Genomic DNA, 19030 nt, shown 5'->3' on the forward strand with positions numbered 1-19030 from the left:
GGCTGTCCGACTATGCCTCTCCGTGACCGTCCGCCGAACGCTACTCGCTGGTCACCCCTGGCGAACGTATCTGCATGCTTCAATGGATCAGGCTGCTTTCGATCATGTTCACGCTGGTCGCCACGTCGCACGGTGGGTGCGCCGGTGATCCGCTGTGCGGCACAGGCTCGTATCCGAGGGCAGACATTCCACGGATGGAGGCGCCGATGGCACCCCGGAAGCGCGAGATCGGACGATCGGGAACCCGCTCCGGCATGGTCCATACTGGAAGCCAAAGCCCGTGCGAATGCACGTGCACCTGCACGGGTGGCCTCGTCCGGGGAGGACTTTGATGCGGCTTCGACATCCGTCCGGCCGAATCGTGCACCTCAGCTGTGGCATAAGCCTAGACCACGCCGAAGGAGTGTCCGCCGCCGTCGAACGCCTCGACGCCACCAACACGGCGCTGCGCGGACACTTCGGCACCGGCACCCTCAATGTGGCGCTGCGGTTGTCGTACCGGCTGGCCAGCGCCCTCGCCGACGGCTCCCGCGCCCGTACCCGGCTGCGCACCGAACTCGACGCCCGCGGCCTCGAGGTCGTCACACTCAGCGGCGCACCCTGCCCAGACGGGGACGACCCCGCCGACTGGAGCGATCCCGCCCGCGTCCGGCACACCCTCGACCTCGCCCGCATCCTCGTCGACCTGCTCCCGTTCGAGGAGGTCCGCGGCGCGATAGCGACCTGCGGACTCGGTCGTGCCGACGACTGGGACGACGAGCACCGCAAGGCCGGCGCCCGTCACCTGTCCCGGCTCTCCGGCGGCCTCGCCGACCTGGCCTGGCGGGTCGGACGCGCGGTCCGCGCAGGGTTCCAGCCCGCCCCCGGCAAGGTCCTGGACAGCCCGGAGCAGACCGTCGCGGCGCTCACCCGGATCGACAAGGACCGGCTCGGCGTCTGTCTCGACCTGGCCACCGTGCTCCGCGACTGGCCCGGCCCGGAAGCCGGCATCGACCGGATCACCGACGCGGGGCTCTCGGTCATCACCGCCCGCATCACCGACCCGGCCGTCGCCTGGCAGCCGCTCCTGCGGCACCTGCTCGCCGCCGACACGGCGCGCACCGAGTACGTGGACGTCGACGTGCCCGGCACCGACGAGCAACGGGGGACGGCGCTCGCGTACGTCCTGGACGAATTGACCGCCCTCGGCCTCGTCCCCGAACAACAGCCGTGCACCGCACCCTGAACGCGCTGCTGTATCGGGCAGCCCGATCAGCCGTACCGGCTGGTAAGAGTGGGGCGGACGGGACTCGAACCCGTGACCGATCGATTATGAGTCGACTGCTCTAACCCACTGAGCTACCGCCCCGTACCGGCGGCGATCCTATCCCGTGCCCTGCTCCCAAGCCTAGCGATCTATCACCGCACCAGGGATTTCGGCAGAAGGATGATCTGCAGCCGGGGATCCTCCACCATGTCCGGTGGTTGGAGATCCTCCACCCGGGTCGTCTCCTCGTCACAGCAGCTGGGACATTCCGGGCCGTCCTGGGTGGTGAATTCAGCGTAGTTCTCCGGGTTGATGTCGCTCATTGAAACCCCCTGAAACGGGCATTAAACCCCGACCCGGGCGCCGAGTGACGCCAGGACTGCTCCGGCGGTGCGCCAGCCGCTGGCCATCGCGCCCTGTGTCGACGGGCTGTCGCGGTGGTCGCCGGCCACGAACAGGCCGTCGCCCAGGTTGACGGGGCTGCGCAGCCGGGCCTGGGGTGGGCGGGCCGCGGGGAGGGCCTGCGGCACGGTGACCACGTTGAGAAGTTCCCAGTCGTCGGTCGGCACGCCGTACATCCTGGACAATTCGACCCGAATGACGGTCTCCGAGGCACCGGAGGGCGCCGAGACGCCGACCACGGTGGCCGCGATGAGACTCCGGCCACTCGGCGCGTACTCGGGGGCGGCGTTACTCATCACCACGGTGTTGGCGATGATCTCGCGCCGGTCGCCGTCGAGCAGGAGGATCGGCTCGGCGATGGGCGCCCGGTCGGCGCCGAAGTAGAACGTGGTGAGCCCGTGCACGTCGGGCCGCGGCAGGCGGTCGGGCAGCAGGGTGGCCGCGGTGACCGGATCGGTGGCGACGATCACGGCCCGGCAGCGGATCTCGCCGCCCTCGGTGACGACCATGCCGGAGCCGAGGGCGAGGGCACGGGCGCCGATGAGCAGTTGCGGGAACGGCAGCGGCCCGGCGATCGCGGCCGGCAGCGCGGCCATCCCGGCGGCCGGCACCCCGATCCGGCCGCGGGTGAAGGAGCGCAGCACCATGGCGGCGACGTGGCTGGACGTCTCGAGCGACCGGTCGGCGAACACGCCGGAGAAGAACGGCCGCAGCGCCTCCTCGATGATCCGGTGGGACAGCCCGGCGCCGCGCAGCATCTCCTGGGTGGTGGTCTCCGGCATGTCGAGCAGGCGCTGGACGGGCAGGGTGGCACAGCGGGTGGCGAGCGCGGCGAACTTGAGCCGGTCGGCGAGGGTTCCGATACCGGAGATCAGGGTCTGCGGCGTGGCGAGCGGCTCGCGAAGCGGGTTCTCCAGCCGATGCAGTTCGCCGCCGCGGCGTACCAGCACGCCCGAAGTGAAGTAGCGCATGTCGAGCGCGTCGACGTCGACGAGCGCGGGCAGGCGTGGATAGGCGGTGTTGATCGTCTGGAATCCGCGGTCCATCCGCCAGCCGTCGATCACGTCGGTGGCGACCCTCCCGCCGACCCGGTCCGAGGCCTCGACGAGGAGCCATTCGACGCCGGCGCGGTCGAGCCGTCGGGCAGCGGACAGCCCGGCGAGCCCGCCGCCGATGATGACGACGTCCACCTCTACCGGCTGCGACATGTACACCTCACAGGCTGCAATCAACGCGATGCTCAGCGTAACTGGGCAACTGCCGCGCCGGAGGCGAAAGAGCCAGGCCACCAAAGGCTCGAAGATCAAGACCATCCGGCGGTACGCTCTCCGCCCACCCGATACAGGCGGATCTCCGCTCGTCAGCCCCGAAACCTCAGGCGAAGCACCCACCCCGCCCCGCCAACCCCGCCGTACCGCTGCCTCAAGCGCCGAGACGGCGGTGTGTCAGGCCCTTCCGATCGAGGACCGCGGGTTGGTAGACAGGAGGTGCACAACAGAAAACCCCAGGCCTAGTGGCCTGGGGTCGAAGGTCTGCTCCCCGAATTGGACTCGAACCAATAACCTGCCGGTTAACAGCCGGCTGCTCTGCCAATTGAGCTATCGGGGATCGTCTCACCGCTTCGTCGCCCGGTCTCCCTGGCGACGGACAACAGACTACATGACCGCAGGGACGCCCCGCGAACGGGATCCCCCCGTTCGCGCGGTGGCCCGACAGCGGGGTGAAACCCGGATGCGGGGAGTATCGCCCCGGCAGGATGGGTATGCACCCCAACAGACGCACGCGCGTCGAACTACGGAAGGAGCCGCCACCATGCGCGGAAAGCTGATGTTCATCACCGGTCTCGCGGCGGGCTTCGTCCTGGGCAGCCGTGCCGGCCGGGAGAAGTACGAAGAGATCCGGGCGAACGCTCAGAAGGTCTGGCAGCACCCGACCGTCCAGGAGGCGGCCGGTGTGGCCCAGGCGCAGGCCAACAAGCTGTACACCGAGGGCAAGGACAAGCTCCAGTCGTCCAAGCTCGGCGAGAAGCTGAATACGACCAGCAGCACGGACAGCACCGACGAGCTGATCGCCCCGAGCGACACGCTCACCAGCTCCAAGAGCACCAGCACGACCACCGGTACCACGTACTGACGCCGGTTCGCGTCGGCGCCGTTCCCCACCGGGGAGCGGCGCCGACGCGCGTCCGGCAGTGAACCGGCTGTGCCTCACCGCTGTCTCAAGGACCCCGGAGTCGTCGTCCTGCTCGCGGAAGCCGGGGTATCGGGCCAGGCGGTGGCGGTCAGCCGTACGCGGGTGTGCGAGCGGTCACACGCGGGCCGCTACTCGGGTACGGCGAGCAGAGTGCTCAGGTCCTTGGCCAGGTGGTAGATGTCGTGCGGGGCGAATCCCAGCGTCACATGCAGGTTCGCCGGAGGGAGCCCGGTCTGTTCCCGGAGCGCCTGGATCTCGGGGGAATCGGCGACAATGTAGTAGGTGACCGCCGGTCCGTCCCGCACCGAGCCGATGCCCAGCAGGTGTACGGTCAGCGGCCCGCCGTGCCGGATGATGTCCGTCCAGGCGCGGTCGACCTCTCCGTGGAACAGCGGGGGAGGGACGGCGGTCAGATGGAAACTGTCCGCGCCGTCACGCCGGGCCTTGCATGCGGCCAGTTCTGCGGCCGCATCCGCTCCGACATGCCGGGCCAGCGCCGCCAGAAAGGGTTCGGCCACCGTGGGCGGGATCGGCGCACCGGCATAGCGCAGTCCGTCCAGGTCGTGCAGTTCGGTCAGCCGGACCTCGATCGTCGTCTCGCGTTTCATGCTTCGAATACCCAGTAGGGCGATGCCGGGCCTCGCCGCAGTCCGGGTCGTTTCTCGGGTGGGTGGCCCAGCCGTACCAATGATTCGATGTCGTCGAGGAAGCGCTGGTTCTGAGCGAACGTCGAGTGGTTGAGCAGATCGCCGGGAATGTTGCTGGCGTCGATGGTGTCGACGGTGGCGGCCGGTGTCGCCTGCGGCGTGGTCTGGCCGGCACGCAGGTTGCCGGACAGCCACTCCGACAGTTGCAAGGCTCGGTCGCGAGCCGAGGCATAGACCGTGCACCGGGCGGCGAGCGCGGCGAACACGGCCGCGCGTCGCTTGAACATCTGCTCGGAAACGTCGGGCGCCACCATGACCACATGCCCGAGTCGTGGATTCTGGGTCCGGCCGAGCAGCTGGAGCGCCTCCACCAGCACGTGATTGCCCATGCTGTGGGCGATCACGTGGATGCGGCGCGGGCCGAGCCGGGCGATGACCGACTCGAGGAACGTGACCAGGTGGTCGACGCTTGCGTAGGCGTTCTCCCGGTCCGCGACGTAGCCCGGGGTCATTCCCTTGGACGGCCAGCTGTAGAGCATCGGTATGCCGAGGAAGTTGATGTCGTAGGCGAGTTGAGCAGCGCGGCGGACGGCGTCGGTGAATGTCACGTTGTAGCCGTGCACGAAGAGCAGGACGTCGCGCTGGTCCGCCACGTCGGCGGGCCCGGGGGGCCCGGCATCCGGCAGTGCCAGCCGGGGATCCGCGAAGAAGGCGGTCTCGTCCAGAGGGTCGCCGCCGATCACCTCGACGAATCGTCGCGGGTTGAAGCCGAGGTGCCACAACCGGGGCTTCGGCAGCCGTCCCCGGCGCCGGCGGTCCGGGATACTCACCCTCAGCACGCCGAATGACAGCTCGTCCGCGGCCTCGCCGGTGTAGTAGCCGCCGCCGTCGCGATCGCCGGCCACCGGAGCGGGCCGCCGGTCGGTGGCGTAGAACACCGGCACCTCGAGGTACCGATGATTGCGGACACTGCCGGCAGGCCCGGTGGTCTCGGTGCCGCGGGTGTCGCGGGTGTCGGTCAGCGCCTCCGTCCACAGCCGGTTCAGTCGTCGAGCCGCTTCCGGGTACGGCTTGAACACCTTCGGCAGGTCGCGGACGGCATCGTCGAGGTCGGCCTGAGCGAGGTCGGCCGCTTCGTCGTCGACGGCGTCAGCCAGGTCGGCCTCGGCTGCCGAGATCCGGCGCAGCCCATCCAGGACCGCGCTCTCGAAGGCCTCCCAGTCGCCGGTCACCAGTGCCGGGAGTTCGGGCCAGAGCCGCGCGACCGCGGTCGTCAGCGTTTGTTCCTTCTCGGGATCGGACACGGTGAACCTCTCGCCGGGGCTCCCGATTCTGGCATGTCAGCACTGTGGACAGCACGTGGAACGCCTCCACCGTTCGAACGATCGAATTGTTCGGGGACGCGAAAGACAATCGTCCGATGGGCGCTTCCGGGAAGTGGGAACCGACGCCTGAGGTGCGACGGGTCCTTGCGCGTGACGATCTTCTGCTTCTTGCCCGCGAGGTGGAGACCGCGGTGGGTGTGGTGAATGCCAGCAAGGCGAGAGAGAAACCGGTCTATCGTGACGAGTCCGCTCTGTTCTCCGCCGCCCTGGGTATGCATCTGGACAGCGCGTCCGCCACCGATGATCTTTCTATCAAGATTGATTCCCTGGGTGCTGCCTGTGTCATCGCACTTTTCTCGCGATTGACCGAAATCGACCTGGAGTGGTCAACGGAATCCGACTCCACGGCGCGGTTCGGGCCGGCACTGCTGCGGGAGCTGGCCGATGTCCGCGAGACCCGGGCGGGCGAGGAGATCGACGGCGACGTCTATACCGCCGTCATCGCGCGGCGGCGGGCCATCCGCGAGATCCGGTGCGACGGCGACCTCACGACGGCGGCAGACGAGGCCGACCGCGACGACCGGGAGTTCGCCGGCGTCGGGGCTGATCACCACCGGGCGGAGTACCAGGTCGAGTTGATGTTCGCCCTCCTGCTCGACGGCCGGGCCGGGGATGCCCGCGAACGTCTCGCCGGGTCGGGATTCTGGAAGGCGGCGAAGGATTACCGGTATCCCAGCGAGCACCGGTTCCACTACGCCGACGGCCTGGGCGCCTGGGCGGACGGTGACCTCACCACCGCTGCCGGCCTGCTCGAGCGAGCACATCGCCATCTCCGGCGAACCGGTGGGGGATCGGCGGCCTACGACATCGAGGACCTGGTGGTCTCGCTCGCCCGGGCCGACCTGCTGGCCTCGTTCGGCGACCGGTCGGTCTCCGTCGTCAACGAGGTGGTGGATCGGCTCGAGGACGCCCTGCGGCTGACCGAGCGGATCCGCCAGCGGTGGGGTGTGGTCTCCCGGTCACGCAGTCCTCTGTCGGTGGCCTTCCGCCGGATCTACGGCGACATCGCGCGGGTCGCGGCTGTTCTGACGGGCCGCCAGGCCGCCGAGATCGGCCTGCGGGCGGTCCTCTCGGCCAAGCAGACGGGCTTCGCCGGTCTGATGCGGGCGGGCCGGACGCACGTGCCGGGGCGGCGGCTGCGGAATCTGATCGAACAGGCCGTGGCTGCCGAGAACGAGGCGGTCAAGCCGTCCCTGGGTGGTGAGGATCTGCGGGACACCGATGGCCACCTGGCCGGCCTGCGGCAACAGATCGTGGAGGTGGTTTCGCCGATGCTCGCCGATCTGGTCCTGCCGGTGCCACCGAACGTCGCCCGGGTGATCGACGCGGTGGGCGACAGGTACGCGATCGACTACGTCGCGCTCCCCGACTCCCTCGACGGGGCGACGATGTGGTTCCGGACCCTGATCGAGCCGAGCGGTGCGATCTCGTTCGACAGCCTTGTCGTCGGCTCGGATCTCGGCGCGTTCATCGGTGCGGTCAGCCGACCGGGCACCCGGCTGGCCGAATTCTTCCTCGGTGACCCGGACTGGCGCGGGCTCGCCGCCGTCCTGCTGCCCGCGACGCTCGTGAACCGTCTGACGGCGGCACCTGAGCAGCCGTCGGCCGAGCTCGTCGTGTCCGCGCACTCGGCTCTCAGCCTGATGCCGTGGGCGGCACTGGAACTCGACGACGGGATCCGCCTCGTGCACCGTGCGGTCCTGATGCAGACGCCGGTCCTCACCGCCCTGTCCGGAAACGTCGCGGGCGCGGTCACGGGTCCCGCGGTGGTCCAGCTGGTCGCGCGCAGCGCCGGGGGAGTCGACGTGGGTCGTGAACGCCGTTCGTGGCGGTTGGCGGCGGCGGTCGACGGCCAGGTGCCGCTGAGCCGGTGCTCGATCGGCGATGACGCGCCGCCTGTCGAGCTGACGGGCACCTTCGCCGCCGCCTTGAGCGAGACCGGCTGGGGCTTCGCCCACGTCGCCGCGCACGGCCAAGGAAGTGGCCTCGATCAATCGCTGGACCTGCCGGGCGGCAGGGTCAGCGCCGGTCAGGCACTGACCCTGCCGTGGCCGGCCTCGGTCCTGATGGCCTCGTGTGACGTCGGCCGCCTGATGAACATCGACGACGGCGAACCGATCAACTTCGTGATGGCACTACTCGCCGGGGGCAGCGACAGCGTCGTCGCCTGCATCGACGAGGTTGACGATCAGTTCACCGGAGCGATAGCCGAGCATGTCGTCAAGCAGATCAGGGATGGCACGGTGCCCCTGCGGGTGGCCCTGCGTGACGCGGTCGAGGCCTTCAGCGGGGGGCCCGAGCAGGCGTGGTCGTTGATCACCGCGTACGGCCGATGATCACGCGGGCCCGGTCGTCCCGAGTGCCGAACGCACGTGCTCGCGGCGGCCGGGCTCCTCGGCGTAGCGGTCGAGCTCGAACCAGCGATCACGCCACTCCCGATATCCGCCGGTAACGCCCTTGCTCCGCCGGCAGGCGTCGACCGACCTGATGAAGGCCGGCATCGTGGCGCTGCCGACCACGTTGGCGTCACCCCGCCGTTGGCCCGACACCTTCTCGGCCAGCCAGCCGGACAGTGCCTCGGCGGTCTCGTCGTCGAGACGATCGAGCGTGAGTGCGGGCGTGAAGTCCAACTCGGACGGCAGTTCGAGGCCGGGCAGCACGATAGCCGCGTGCAGACGGATCTGCACCAGGGAACGCCGGTGACTGGCGTTCATCGGCGTCGGTCGCCCATCGGCGTCGAGGACGGGCTTCTCGATGGCGCGATAGCCCTGGAGGAAGGCATCCACTGCGGCGTCCCGCATCGCCGACCAGGTCTCGTATGTTCCACCCGGACGCGGCTGGAGTTCCTCCATCTCGGCGGCCAGGGAGAGAGCGAGCAGTGCCGCCCGGGCGGTCATGATCCCCGGGTTCTGGAAAGCCGTCCGCTTGGCCAGCCGATCGCGGGTGGGCACGTCGATGAATCCGTACGCCCTCTCGATCTCCGCCGCCACCTCCAGTGCCCGGACTCCGATCTGCACACCGATCAGGAGCTGCCGGAACATCAACTGCACCCAATGATCCTCGTCGTCGGTCGTCCATTGGCGGTCGTCGTCCGCCAGACCCTCGGCCCAGCGGCCGATGACCCGTTCCGCCGTCCGGCACGCGGTTCCGGTCTCGGCCAGGACCAACTGGAGCAGGATCTCCTGCAGACCGAGCAGGTAGAGCTCACGGCCGGGCTTGCTGCCGTGCGCCAGCACGAAGTCGGCGTGCCGGTTACGCGCCTGCTCGTGCAGGTCGAACGCCTCCAGGAAGCCCTGTTGCGTGTCACGTTTGGAGGCGACCAGCGCATCGGCCCGGATCGCGCCCAGCGCCCGCGGCGCGAAGTGGGGCCAAGGCAGCGCGCGGGCGGCTTCGGCCAGCCGGCGGATCCTTCGCGCGGCACGCTCGGTCTCGGCTCGGAGATCTGCCGGTGGCATGTCCTGGAGGATCTGCCAGCTCGCTTCGTAGATGAGCCACCCCATTGACCACAATCGGTCGGCGAGATCCTCGGACGGTTCCATCATCTCCTCGAGGGAATCGGTACCCCGGGACTTGGCGAACTCGTCGCGGTATTCGTCGATGTTGCGCTCGATCTCGTCCAGAAGATCGTCGTCGACGCGTCCTTCTTCGGTGGTGATCTCGTCGTCACGAAGAGCGGCGCTGCGCCTGTCCATTTCCTCGGCGGTCCACATGATCGCAAGGTTCCTTCCCGGTCCGGGAGTCCGGATATCTGTTCCGGCCCATTGCTGCGTGCAGTCTAGGAAGACGGCCGAGACGCCGGAATCAGCCATTCCACTGAGCCGATTCCAGCTATCCCCACTGTGGAGGCCGACGGTGGCCCGGTCGACCGGCGAGGAGGACGGGCGGGCCGGGCCCGCAACGGGATGACCGTCCGGGCCGGGACGGCGGCGGGAAAGCTGATGTTCGTGGGGCGTGTTCGGTGCTAATCCTGTCGGACGTGTTCAACCGACTGCGAGAGGTGAGGTCATGCTGCCCGGCGGGATGATGCCGATAACTCAGCTTGCCGCGATGATTCGACAGACGCCGCCGCAGTCGGCCGTCAGCATGCTCAACGGTTTGCCCGAGGATCGGTTCGTGGCGGTGGCCGAGGCTCTGCGGCCCGCTGACCTGGCACGTCTGATGACGGCCGGTAAACCCGGCAGCCGGGGCACGGTGCTGAAGATGTTCGCCGACAAGGACGTCGTCCGGGCAGCCACCGCGGTGCCGGCCGGGCAGGCGGCCTCGATGCTCGCCGAGCTGCCGGCGGATCGGCTGCGGCACGTGTTCCGCGAGCTGCCCGAAGGGGTCCGGTCGGCCCTGCTGACCAGCCTTCCGGGCGATCAGCGCGACGGCCTTCTCGGTGACATGGATCAAGGGCATGCGATGGATGTACGGGCAAGGCTCTACATCCGTGCGGTCACCGACGCGCTGCGCCGTGCCAATGCCGAGGTCACGGTGCCCGAAAACGCCCCGCCGGGCATCATGTACGTCACGGCCTACCACCGTGCGGTCGCGATCGCGGCGCACCTGGGTGACGACGGCCGGCTCGGCGTGCAGGAGGCGGAGAACGCGGCCTACTGGCTACGGACCCACGCGGCGCTGTCCGTCTCCGATCGGCCGATCGACCCGGAGGTGCGCCGTTACTGCGCGGGCGCGCGCGAGCAGGGGCGGCCGATCACCGCGGTGACGTGGGCCGACGAACGCGACGACGGGCCACTCAAGCGGGTCCTGGCGTCGCTGTTCTCCTGATCGGGACGGGGATCGATGAGGTCGGAGTACTCCTGTCCGTGAGCGGGCCGGGGGTGAACCGGCGCGCGCCGGGGTTCGCCCGAAAACGATCCGACCCGGCGTGGCCCTATCCTGGGAGCCCCCTGCGCCCGCCGTTGCGGCCCCGACCGGATCCGGAGTGAACGCCGATGTATGCGCTCGGTATCGATCTGGGAACCACCTACACTGCGGCGGCCGTGTGGCGTTCCGGCCATGCCGAGATCGCCTCGCTCGGCAGCCGGTCGGCGGCCATCCCGTCAGTCGTGCTGCTGCGCGCCGACGAGACCGTCCTGACGGGTGAGATCGCCAGCCGGCGCGGGCTCACCGAACCGCACCGGGTCGCCCGGGAGTTCAAGCGGCGTCTCGGTGACCCGACACCGATCCTGCTTGGCGGCGTGCCGTATTCGGCCGAGTCGTTGATGGCCCGGATGCTACGCGCCGTCGTGGACGAGGTGTCGTCGCGCGAGGGCGGTGAGCCGGACCGGATCTGCGTCTCGCATCCGGCGAACTGGGGGCCGTACAAGATCGATCTGATGTATCAGGTGATCCGCCTGGCCGGTATCGAGCAGCCGGTCCAGCTGACCACCGAGCCGCAGGCCGCCGCGGTCTTCTACGCCCAGCAGCAGCGACTGGAGCCCGGCGAGGCGGTGGCCGTCTACGACCTGGGCGGTGGCACCTTCGACGCGGCGGTGTTGCGCAAGACGCCGGACGGCTTCGAGCTGATCGGCAAACCCGAGGGCATCGAACGGCTCGGCGGCATCGACTTCGACGCCGCGATCTACGCGCACGTGGCCCGGTCGCTCGACGGCGCGCTGGACGACCTGGACGAGGATGATCCAGCGGTGACCGCGGCGGTCGCCCGGCTGCGTGAGGACTGCGTGCAGGCCAAGGAGGCGCTGTCGGCCGACACCGACGTGACGATCCCGGTGCTGCTGCCCGAGCTCAGCACCGAGGTGCGGCTGACCCGGTCCGAGTTGGAGGCCATGGTCCGCCCGGTGCTGCACGGGCCGATCGAGGCCCTGCGCCGCGCCATCCGGTCCGCCGGGATCGAGGCGGCCGACCTGCACTCGGTGCTGCTGGTGGGCGGCTCGTCACGGATTCCGCTGGTCGCCCAGATGGTCGGCTCCGAGCTGGGCCGCCCGGTGGCCGTGGACGCGCACCCCAAGCACGCCGTCGCGCTCGGCGCCGCCTGGCAGGCCGGTGCCGTGATCTCCGACGCCGGTACGGCGTTGGTGCTGCCCGAGGCCGTCGACCCGTGGGCGACCGGTGCCGCCGAGGCCGTCGCCGCGGGCTGGCCCGGCGACGCGGCCCCGCCGCCCGTCCCGCTCCTGCACCCGGCCCAGTCTCAAGCCCCAGCTCCGGACCCGGCCCAGTCTCAAGCCCCAGCTCCGGACCCCGCCCGGTCCCAAGCCCCAGCTCCGGACCAGGCTGAGCCCACCGCCGCTATCGCGCTGCCCGCCGGCGCCGAGCGGACTCCGGCCGCCGTACCCGGCCGGTCTCTCGCGTCGGTGCTGGTCGCTTCGGTGGTGGCGGCCGTGCTGATCGGCATCGCCGGCACCGCCTGGGCGCTCGGCAAGTTCAGCGACGAGAAGCCCGACGGCACGACGATCGGGGCCGGGGCCGGGCAGCACGGCATGCAGAACAGCCAGAACCCTGCCGGGCACGATCCGGACGCGGCGAGTGGCGCGGCCGGAGCGCCGAGTGGCGCGGCGGGTGCGCCGGCCGCCTCGGCGAGCGCGGCCGCCGGGCCGGTGCCGGCTGACGAGGCGTGCACCGACCAGATGAAGCAGAGCACCCGCTGGGTCTGCCTCACCCGTGCCACCGTCCGGGACGGAAAGTTCACCCTCTGGTACGAGGCCGACTGGAACGATGAGAAGCCGGACACCGCGAAGGGCTTCCACCTGCACATCTACGGCGGTGATGGCCTGACGCCGGACGAGTCCACGATGGGCAGCCAGGTGACCGCGCACGGCAAGTACTACTACGAGGACTCCGAACCCTCGGTCCGGAAGATCGGTGACGGCGACTACGGGGCGGTCGGCGACGCGAAGAAGGTGTGCGCCCGGATCGCCAAGAGCGGGCACGGCCTGGCCTTCGCCGCCGACGGCAGTTACCACACCGGCAACTGCATCCCCATCGAACGCGACTGACCCGCCCACCGGGACGAGCAGGATGTCGCCGCCGGCCCGGGCGTCGATCCGGTGCCCGGCGGCCGGGTCGTACGACGCCGCGGCGTCCTCGCTGACCAGCAGCACGGCGAACGGGAACCGGCGTCGCAGGATCACCGGCAGCGGCACGGCGATCGCCACGAGACAGCCGGCGGCCGGCCACGTCTCCCCGGGCGGCGGATCCCTGACACGAACGGCGCGAGCTGGGCGGCCAGCGGCTGCGTCAGCTTCGCCATCGCTCCAGCACCCGATCGATGTCGTCACGGATCCGCTGCCGGGCCTCCTCACGCGGCACACCCGCCATGAGCAGCGCGTCGTACTCGGTGTCCTCGTGCCGGATCGAGGCGATCACGGCACGGGTCACGGCGTCCGGGTCGAGGGCCCGCCCGGCGGCGCTGCGCCCCACCCGGCCGCTGCCCCGGGTGCCGGTGTGCAGACTGATCCCGGCGGCCCGCTGCGGCGGGCAGCCGGGGAACAACCGCCCGATCTGCTCGGCCAGCTCCTCCTGGAACCGGACGTCCGCGACCTCGCGGCGCTCACGATCGCGTTCGCGGCGGCGGGCGCGAGCATCCTCATCGGACAGACACTCCTGCTCGGCCTGATCGATCGCGGACTCCTCGACCAGCAGGCCCTGCCGCTCGTAGCGCCCGCGGTTCCTGCTGAACCGCACCACCACCGCGGACAGCCGGCTCGCCCTCTTCGCCCGGCGGGTCAGCGCCGCGTCGCCGGCCGCCAGGAACACCAGGTGACCCAGGTCCACACAGTCCAGACAGTGCGGGCCGGCGTCCTCCATCATCAGCAGATCGGCGTCGGTGCGGGCACAGGCCGCGCAGGTGAACGGCTTCAACGCCTGCATCACCACCAGGTCCGGTGGTTTGCTCTGCCGGGTGGTCAGACGCTCCCGCTGCTGCTCCGGCAGGTCGGCGGGCATCCAATGGGTCCGGAAGGCCCGCTCCCGAACCGGATCACCGGCGGCCGTGAAGAGCAGCGGCCGCCGGTCACGGGTGGCGGCCGGGTAGTCGACCTCGCTCGGGCGCAGATCCCGGCTGCCCGCCCAGCGGTGGAAGATCTCCAGCACGTCGGCGATCCGATCGGCGGAGACCGCTGCGACCGCCTCCAGATGCGGGGCGCGGCCCTGCCTCCAGTTCGTCACCAGGCCCGGTGGCACCCAGCCGATACCGGTCAGCACGTCCAGCGGGCTCACGTGACGCTGCCTCGACAGCGCCTGTTCAGCCGCGGTCACCACCCGTCGTTCCAGTTTGGTGACAGGCTGCATGGCGGCATGCTACCCACTCAGCCGCCGCACCGCGGACATCAGCAGCCGCCAGAAGGCGTCCACGTCCAGACCCACCGCGACGTCCGCGCGGGGGACGTTTCCGGCGTTGCCGTCTCCGGTTCGGTCGTTTCCGGTTCGGTCGTTTCCGGTTCGGCCGTCTCCGGTTCGGCCGTCTCCGGCTCGGTCGTCTCCGGTTCGGCCGTTTCTGGTTCGGTCGTCTCCGGTTCGGTCGTCTCCGGCTCGGCCATGAAGATCGACGACGGTGGCCCCACGGGTGTACGTCCCGGTCAGCTCGACGGCCACACCGACCGTCACGGTCCGCACCATCGCCGGGTCGATCACCTGGGCCACGGCGATCGGATCATGGACCGGCGGATGATCGAAACCGAACACCCTGCGGTACGCGCCCGCGAAGAACACCATCAACTCGGCGCAGACATCGCCGAGCCGGGTTTCCATGGCGCGGAACTCGGCGATCACCTCGGGTGTCGCGAGCGCCTGATGCGTGACGTTCAGCCCGATCATGGTGACCGGCAGCCCCGACCGGAGCACGATGTCGGCCGCCTCGGGGTCGGTGACGATGTTGAACTCGCCGTACGGCGTGGTGTTGCCCCGTTCGGTCGACCCGCCCATGAAGACGATGCGGTCGATGCCGGGCCTGACCTCCGGATGGTCACGCAGCAGCGACGCGACGTTGGTCAGCGGGCCCGTGGCGATGAGTGTGACCGGCTCGGCCGTCCCCGCGATCAGCCGGCGCATAAGCTCCACGGCGTGGATCCCGGCCACCGCCCCCACCGGCACGTCGAGGTCCGGCCCGTCCAGCCCGGAGGCGCCGTGGATGTCCTCGGCCACGGTGAGTTCGCCGCTCAGCGGCCGGTCGTGGCCGGCCGCGACCGGAACGTCGGCGACGCCTGCCAGGCCGAGAATCCGCAACGCGTTCGTCGTGGTCTTGTCCAGCGTCTGATTGCCGGCGACGGTGGTGACGCCTCGTACGTCGAGCCGCGGATCACCGACGGCCAGCAGCAGAGCCAGCGCGTCGTCGTGCCCCGGATCGCAGTCGATGATCACCGGACGGGCTCCCACCCGCTTGACGATAGACCTCCTTCCCGGTCGGCGTGGTCCGCGCGCAGGTCGGGACCGTTGTCGCTCTTAGTGGGCTGATTCCGCCCGCGCGGGCCGTCTCGTTTAGCCGGGCGGTGTCGTTCGGCCGCCGGTTTCGTTCGGCCGGCGGTCTCGTTCGGCCGGCGGTTTCGGCTGGCAGGTTTCTGCTGGACCTGGCCCATCGAGGAGGCGCGACGCGTTGGCCGACCTGCTCGGCCGGATTGTCCCGCGACGACCAGGTCCTGCCTGTCTCCGTCGACTGAGCGCCGGCGCGGCCTCAGCAGTGTGGTGACTTGCGCCCACCGGCGAGCCGCAGGTCACCACGCGGGGTGGTTTCGTCGGGTGGTGTGGTGACTTGTGCCTGTCGGCGAGCCGCAGGTCACCACGCGGGGTGGTTTCGTCGGGTGGTGTGGTGACTTGTGCCTGTCGGCGAGCCGCAGGTCACCACGCAGGGGTGGTTGTGCCTGTCGGCGAGCCGCAGGTCTCCACGCGGGGTGGTTTCGTCGGGTGGTGTGGTGACTTGTGCCCGCCGGCGAGCCGTAGGTCTCCACGCGGGGTGGTTCTGGCCGCCGGCGAGCCGCAGGTCACTGGGCGATTTCCGGGCGGCGATGTCGTGACCGGCCGGAGGCGGAAGGCGACCGCGTACGTGGCTAGGGTGTCGCGATGACGTCTTGGAGCGCTCCGCCCCCATCGCCCACCCCGGCGGTATGGGCACCCGATCCTGCCGTTCTCACGGATCAGCGGGACGGGCCGGAGGTCAGCGACTGGCTGCGATCGGTGCTGCATCCGCGACGCGGTGGCATCACCACCGGGATCCGGCCGCTCGCCGGCCTCGAGGACGCCTGGGCGGGCCTCCGGAACGCGGTCTGGGGACAGGACCGCGCCATCCGTGAAGCGGGCAGGGAGTCCATCCGCGAAGCGGGCAGGGAGCCCTCGCGGGTCTGGCAGCTGGTCACCTCCTACGAGGCCGGCGACCGGGCGCTGGGCCGGCGGCTTCTCGATCCGGAGGCGCGGGTGGGGTCGGAGTCCGAGGACATGGCGTTGATCCGGGCGGTCCGCGAGCGGTTCCAGTACCTGCACGAGGCCGTCGACGAGTGGCTGGCCGACTTCCTGGTCGCCTCGCACGGACTGCCGGAGGCGTGCCGGCGACTCCTCGAGGGTTTCCACACCGATCTGCCGTACACCGGGGTCGGGGTGTTCGGGCGGCTGCGGCAGCTGCTCGTCGCCGCGGACGAGAGCACCTACGCCCGGACGCGGGACGTGCTGCTGGAGACCCGTGACCGGCGGGCCACGAAGCTCACCGGCAACACCCGGGCGGACCTGTTCTGGGCGGTCACCTACCTGCTGCCGGTCGGCCCGCGGGCGGGTGGTGAAGAGCGGGCCGCGCACGCCGAGGCCATGCTGTACGTCGGCCGGTTCGGCAACTCGGCGGTGCACCCGTCGGGGCTGGCCTCGGGTGATCTCGACACCCTGGAGCGCTATCTCAGGACCGAGCCCCGGGTACGGCACGAGTTCTTCTCCACCTCGGGCGGGCGGATCTACCTGTCCGGGATGCTGGACATCGCGGGTGCGGCGGCCGGGCCGGTGCTGGCACGGATGCGGCCGACCTACCCGCACGAGGACGACCCGTACTACCAGGGGATGTGGTGCGCCCTGCTGGCGTGCGCCGACGACGACACCGCACGGGCGGCGCTGGCGGAGGAGCGGGCCGCGGGGCACGCGTGGACCTTCGGATTCACGGCCGCCGCGCAGGCCGTACCCGATGGATCGCCTGTCGCCTATCAGCCGCCGAAGGCGGCGCACCCCGTGTGGCTGAACCCGGCCGTGCCGGTGGAGCCGCGTCTTCGCTGGCGGGACGAGGAACGCGAGGCGGCCGAGCGGTCCGGGGTCTACGAGGACGCCGAGAAGTGGGACGGCGTGCCGATCAGCCGGTGTGACGCCGCGCAGGTGACCGCCTGGCTCGAACACCGCGAGCACTGGGCGATCCCGACCTCGCCGACCGCGCTGGCCCTGGCGCCACGATGGACGCATGAGCGGCTGATGGCGCTCGGCTTCACGCAGTTCCACTACTGGGTGAGGCTGAACCCGTTGCTGCTGCTGCGGCACGGGACGGGTCACGTCGCGCCGCTGGTGGCCGCTTTCCAGGATCCGGGAAGCGTCGACGCGGCGCTGACGGCGGCGCAGCCGGTCGGGCATCCGGCGCTGGCCGGGCCGATGGTGCGGGCGTTCACCGGCAAGAAGCACCGCCGTCCGGCCCGGTCGTGGCTGCTGCGGCATCCGGACCACGCGGCGGCCGGGGCGGTCGCGCTCTGGCGGGCCGATCCGGCGGACCCGGCGACCGGCCGGGTGCTGCGCTACCTGGCCGCGCAGGGTCACCGCGAGCTGCTCACGGCCCAGGCGGGTGACCGGGCGGCTGACCTGGTGGCGCTGCTGGAGCAGGATCCGCTGGACGCCCCGAAGGCGAAACGGCCCAAGATCCCCGCCTACCTCACCGACGAGCCGCTACCACCGCTGACCAGCGCTTCCGGCGACACGGCGACCCTTGGAGATCAAGACCATCTTCTGGTACGGCTGGCAAGCTCCGACGCCGACGAGGTCCATCCGGGCGTGCTTGCCGCACGGGACCGCTGGACCGCCGGTTCGCGGGCCGCGTTCGCCGGCGCGCTGTTCGACCGCTGGGTCGCCGCGGGTGCGCCGGCGTCCGAGGGCTGGTGCATGCAGGCGGTCGGCCTGATCGGTGACGACGCCGGCGCCCGGAAACTGGCCGCGCACGCCCGGCAGTGGGCGGGCACCAACGCGAGCGCCCGCGCCCAGGCCGTTCTCGACGCGTTGCGCCAGCGCGGCACCGACGCCGCCCTGATCGAGTTGAGCCTGCTCGCCGAGAAGTCGCGGTTCCCGGTCTTCAGGAAGCGGGCCCGCGAGCACATCGAGACGATCGCCGACCTGCGCGGCCTGACCACGGACGAGCTCGCCGACCGGCTGGTGCCGTCGCTGGGCCTCGACGAGGACGGCGGTGACGTGGTGGAGATCCCGGCCGGGACGTTCCGGATCGTCTTCGACCACCGGTTGATGCCGGTGGCCCGGGACGCCGGCGGCCGGATCCGTGCCGACCTGCCGAAAGGGCCCGGCAAGACGCGGCTGGCGGCCCTGCGCAAGGAGGCCCGCGTGTCGGCGTCGCTGCACGTGGCGCGGCTGGAGCGGGCGATGTGCTCGGAACGGCGGATCCCGTCCGCGATCTTCCTGGACCGTTTCGCCGGGCACCCGTGGATGACGCACCTGGCACAGCGCCTGGTGTGGGGTGTGTTCGACGGCGACGTCCGTACCGGCACGGTCCGGGTCGCCGAGGACGGCACGCTCGCCTCGGCCGGGGACGACCCGGTGACGCTGCCGGACGGCGCGACCGTCGACGTGCCGCACCCGCTGCACCTGACCGGTGAGGAGCTGGCCGCCTGGGGTGAGGTGTTCGCCGACTACGAGCTGCTGCAGCCGTTCGAGCAGCTGAACCGGCCGGTCCATCGCGACCCGGAGGATCTTGCCCGGGTGGCCGGCCGCAAGACCACGTACGCGGTGCTGCGCGGGCTGGAGCGGCACGGCTGGACCCGCTGGTACGACGCCGCGGTCCAGATGGCGAAGCCGCTCGGCGGTGGTGTCTGGGCGCTGCTGGAGACTGATCCGGGCTGGCACGCCTCGGACACCGTGGACACGGCGCCGCCGCAGACCGTGGAACGGGTGTCCCTGGTCCGCGGCGGCGCGCTCACCTTCGGCGATCTGCCGCCGGTGGTGTTCTCCGAACTGGTCCACGACCTCCGGGTCCTGGACTGAGCGTC

Annotated in this window: 13 protein-coding genes and 2 tRNA genes; 6 read left to right on the plus strand and 9 right to left on the minus strand. The window is 70.6% G+C overall.

The window, feature by feature from the left end; all coding sequences use genetic code 11:
* Positions 1 to 403: 403 nt before the first annotated feature.
* On the plus strand, positions 404 to 1225 hold the full coding sequence (locus CLV67_RS08240) for a sugar phosphate isomerase/epimerase family protein (RefSeq protein ID WP_239166242.1): 822 nt from the start codon (positions 404 to 406) through the stop codon (positions 1223 to 1225).
* Between the two features lie 49 nt (positions 1226 to 1274).
* Here the strand turns inward: CLV67_RS08240 and CLV67_RS08245 are convergent.
* The 4 genes from CLV67_RS08245 to CLV67_RS08255 form a co-directional block, all read right to left on the minus strand.
* Positions 1275 to 1348 (minus strand) — tRNA-Ile (locus CLV67_RS08245).
* Positions 1349 to 1398: 50 nt separating this feature from the next.
* Positions 1399 to 1569: a hypothetical protein gene (locus tag CLV67_RS51725; protein WP_170153778.1), complete on the minus strand. Its 171-nt coding sequence runs from the start codon at positions 1567 to 1569 to the stop codon at positions 1399 to 1401.
* 21 nt (positions 1570 to 1590) lie between these two features.
* On the minus strand, positions 1591 to 2856 hold the full coding sequence (locus tag CLV67_RS08250; protein WP_106316590.1) for an NAD(P)/FAD-dependent oxidoreductase: 1266 nt from the start codon (positions 2854 to 2856) through the stop codon (positions 1591 to 1593).
* A gap of 327 nt (positions 2857 to 3183) precedes the next feature.
* Positions 3184 to 3256: transfer RNA gene (locus tag CLV67_RS08255), tRNA-Asn, on the minus strand.
* Between the two features lie 204 nt (positions 3257 to 3460).
* On the opposite strand from CLV67_RS08255, the gene CLV67_RS08260 reads away from it, so the two are divergent.
* A complete protein-coding gene (locus tag CLV67_RS08260) occupies positions 3461 to 3781 on the plus strand; it encodes a hypothetical protein (protein WP_106316591.1) in 321 nt (106 codons plus the stop codon).
* A 188-nt stretch (positions 3782 to 3969) separates the two neighbouring features.
* Here the strand turns inward: CLV67_RS08260 and CLV67_RS08265 are convergent, their stop codons facing one another.
* Positions 3970 to 4449 carry a hypothetical protein gene (locus CLV67_RS08265; protein ID WP_106316592.1) on the minus strand — a complete coding sequence of 160 codons (480 nt, stop codon included), beginning with the start codon at positions 4447 to 4449 and terminating at the stop codon, positions 3970 to 3972.
* Positions 4446 to 5792, minus strand: coding sequence for an alpha/beta hydrolase (locus CLV67_RS08270; protein WP_146169010.1), 1347 nt, complete (start codon positions 5790 to 5792; stop codon positions 4446 to 4448). Before CLV67_RS08270 ends, CLV67_RS08265 begins: the two co-directional genes overlap by 4 nt.
* A 383-nt stretch (positions 5793 to 6175) precedes the next feature.
* Here CLV67_RS08270 and CLV67_RS08275 point away from each other — a divergent pair, with 383 nt between their 5' ends.
* A complete protein-coding gene (locus tag CLV67_RS08275; RefSeq protein WP_146169011.1) occupies positions 6176 to 8209 on the plus strand; it encodes a CHAT domain-containing protein in 2034 nt (677 codons plus the stop codon).
* Here CLV67_RS08275 and CLV67_RS08280 read toward each other — a convergent pair whose 3' ends face one another.
* On the minus strand, positions 8210 to 9583 hold the full coding sequence (locus CLV67_RS08280; protein WP_106316595.1) for a hypothetical protein: 1374 nt from the start codon (positions 9581 to 9583) through the stop codon (positions 8210 to 8212).
* A 337-nt stretch (positions 9584 to 9920) separates the two neighbouring features.
* Between CLV67_RS08280 and CLV67_RS08285 the strand changes: the two genes are divergently transcribed.
* Both CLV67_RS08285 and CLV67_RS08290 read left to right on the plus strand, forming a co-directional pair.
* Positions 9921 to 10640 carry a magnesium and cobalt transport protein CorA gene (locus CLV67_RS08285; RefSeq protein ID WP_106316596.1) on the plus strand — a complete coding sequence of 240 codons (720 nt, stop codon included), beginning with the start codon at positions 9921 to 9923 and terminating at the stop codon, positions 10638 to 10640.
* A 167-nt stretch (positions 10641 to 10807) separates the two neighbouring features.
* A complete protein-coding gene (locus CLV67_RS08290) occupies positions 10808 to 12808 on the plus strand; it encodes an Hsp70 family protein (RefSeq protein WP_106316597.1) in 2001 nt (666 codons plus the stop codon).
* 241 nt (positions 12809 to 13049) lie between these two features.
* On the opposite strand, the gene CLV67_RS08295 is transcribed toward CLV67_RS08290, so the two are convergent.
* On the minus strand, positions 13050 to 14102 hold the full coding sequence (locus CLV67_RS08295) for a DUF2293 domain-containing protein (protein WP_106316598.1): 1053 nt from the start codon (positions 14100 to 14102) through the stop codon (positions 13050 to 13052).
* 9 nt (positions 14103 to 14111) lie between these two features.
* Positions 14112 to 15185: a nucleoside hydrolase gene (locus CLV67_RS08300; protein WP_239166243.1), complete on the minus strand. Its 1074-nt coding sequence runs from the start codon at positions 15183 to 15185 to the stop codon at positions 14112 to 14114.
* Positions 15186 to 15866: 681 nt separating this feature from the next.
* Here CLV67_RS08300 and CLV67_RS08305 point away from each other — a divergent pair.
* Complete coding sequence (locus tag CLV67_RS08305) at positions 15867 to 19025, plus strand: DUF4132 domain-containing protein (protein ID WP_146169013.1); 3159 nt, start codon at positions 15867 to 15869, stop codon at positions 19023 to 19025.
* Positions 19026 to 19030: the final 5 nt, after the last annotated feature.

The organism is Actinoplanes italicus, assembly GCF_003001815.1.
Lineage (GTDB): Bacteria > Actinomycetota > Actinomycetes > Mycobacteriales > Micromonosporaceae > Actinoplanes > Actinoplanes italicus.